Source organism: Bacillus sp. 007/AIA-02/001, from assembly GCF_004634455.1.
In the GTDB taxonomy this organism is placed as follows: Bacteria; Bacillota; Bacilli; order Bacillales; family Bacillaceae_G; genus Bacillus_A; species Bacillus_A cereus.
In genome coordinates, this window is record NZ_SEIY01000045.1 from 1 (window position 1) to 2,569 (window position 2,569).

A 2,569-nucleotide genomic window follows, 5' to 3' on the forward strand; every position below is an offset into this window, starting at 1 on the left:
GGGATAAATTTATCAGCTATAGAGTTTGAACAGAAAGATTTTGTTCAAACCATTATATCTACCATAGAAGAGATAGGAGTACCTGCTAATTCGATTGATTTGGAATTAACAGAGCGAATAGCAATGGTAGATGAAAAGGAAACCTTATCGAAGTTAAAAGCATTAAAATCATATGGTGTACATTTATCAATTGACGATTTTGGTACAGGTTATTCTTCATTAGCGTATCTGCCTCTTTATCCAATTGATACTTTGAAAATTCCAAGAGAATTTGTTAATAGGATTGGAACTTCTACTGATGGAGATGAAATTATACAAACCATTATTTCACTTGCTCATACTTTAAACATGAAAGTGATAGCAGAAGGGGTAGAAACGAAGGAACAATTAACAGTGTTACAACGTAATGCATGTTATCTAATTCAGGGCTATTACTACAGTAAACCTGTAAATGAAGATGAATTTATTGGTTTTTTAAGTACAATACAAAATGAATAAGTGAAAAATCAGTATATGTATGAAATAAAGTGAAAAGACGATCTATCCATATGGATTTGAACGTCTTTTCACTTTATTTTCAGTAGTTATGCAGCAAGGTTTCAGCCTTTGAAAGTAAAATAAGTATCTATATTCCTTGTATTTAGGGCTAATGGGATATGAGGTGAAAGTTGCTTCTTGTGAAACCGCATTAGGGACAGCTCGTATATTCTTAAAGCAATTTGAAAAAGCGGAAGAACATTTCAATCGTTCCATTGACCTTTTGCAAAAACATAATGAAGAAAAATTGATTTTAATAGTAAGGCATAATCTAGGACTATTATATGCAACTCAAAATTTATCTAAATTAGCAATTCGTCATTTATCAGAAGTGACAGAGAAGAATATTGCCCATTTTAAAGCAGTGTTCTTACAAGCGCGTGAACACTATAAGCTAAGAAAAACAAATATTGTAAAAGAACTTATTGTAAAAGAACTTATTGAAAAAGGATTAGCAGTTTGTATGGAATTAGGAAATGAAGAGTATGTATATCATTTCAATATTTTACGTTCTCTTAATGAAGATGAAGTAATTAAACTCTTAGAAGAAGTGAAAAAAGTATTTCTTACTTCGAAAAGCAAGGTTTATGGGATTTCGTAGAAGAATATGCAGATCTAAAAAAGGAAGAAATTATACAATAATCACATGCTATCATTTTTAATAGCTAATTAACAAAAGGACTCCAATTATGGAGTCCCTTTGTTAATGGGATAATGCTTTAGTTTATCTAATTATAACGATATTTGTAAAAAGTGTAAAAGGGTCCTAGTTTGGAGGGGGAATTATTTAATCTTTTTTATTTAATAAAAGGGATGATATTTAGTTATCTGCGCTTCTTAATTATGTTTTTTATCACAATTTGAAGTAAATTTCAGTTAATCTTATTTATTTTATAGGAATTATAAGTTATACTAAAAGTAGGTGCAAAATGTACCATTTGAAAAAGAGTGCATTGCAAAAAGGAATCCGTAAAGGATTCCTTTTTTGTTTCTTTTAAAATGAAGCAACGTTCTAATTATCTCTTTCTTTTTTTATGAATGAACTACCAATGTATAAATTTAAAAGGTATTTTTGGAAAATTGCCATATTCCTGTAACAAAACAAAGGTATGTTATGTGTGTTAAATATAAAGAGAAAGAAGGAAAAGTTGTGAAAAAAGTTTTGCCAATTGTTGCGTTATTAGGCATGATGAGTTTTGGAGTACAGGAAATGAATGTAAGAGCTGATACATACCACAAGGGCGATTCAAAAATTAGTTTTTGGGATTCGAAAAGAAAGGGTACTAATTTCATGAATAGTACGTCATTACCTGAAAACTATAAAAGTGCAAAAGAAGCTAATATTGAATATGTACGTTTAGCACCTGATAAATGGGCAAAAGATAAAGATTTTCTATTTGAGGATAAACCAGATACTTCTGGAAAGGATTTTCTGATAGGTAATGCAGATAACTATCGGGGATTAGTAAAGGAAGATCTAGAAAAATTAAAGGCGGATTTAGATGCCGCACAATCACAAGGAATGAAAGTCGTTCTTACAATGTTATCCTTACCTGGTGATCGATGGCGCCAATTTAATAATAATAAGAATGACGACAGAATATGGGAAGAAGAGAAGTATCAAGAACAAGCAAGTCAATTTTGGAAGGACCTCGCTCTGGAACTAAAAGATCACCCCGCGGTGGTTGGTTATAATATTATAAATGAACCACATCCAGAAACAGCTAAAAATAATAGATATAATGATTTTTGGACGGAAGATTACGAGAAATGGTATGCAAAAGTAAAAGGAACGACAGCTGATTTAAACAGATTTTATGAAAAGGTGATTAACTCCATTCGTGAAGTGGACAAAGAAACACCGATTATTTTAGATTCAGGTTTATATGCTACTCCATGGGCCTTTAAATACTTAAAGCCAGTAAAGGATAAAAAAACGCTTTACGCATTTCATATGTATGAACCATATGAATTAACGAGTCAAGGTGAAAAGAAAAATAAAGAATATCAATATCCAGGATTAGTAAAAGTA

Annotated in this window: 3 protein-coding genes; all 3 read left to right on the top strand. The window is 30.9% G+C overall.

The features are described from left to right. On the top strand, positions 1-498 hold a 498-nt coding region (locus ES895_RS29080; RefSeq protein ID WP_135238879.1), incomplete at its 5' end, for an EAL domain-containing protein. Between the two features lie 151 nt (positions 499-649). Beyond that, positions 650-1,138, top strand: coding sequence for a tetratricopeptide repeat protein (locus ES895_RS29085; protein WP_002197275.1), 489 nt, complete (start codon positions 650-652; stop codon positions 1,136-1,138). A 513-nt stretch (positions 1,139-1,651) separates the two neighbouring features. Beyond that, the coding region (locus tag ES895_RS29090; RefSeq protein WP_135238880.1) for a glycoside hydrolase family 5 protein at positions 1,652-2,569 on the top strand (918 nt) is incomplete at its 3' end.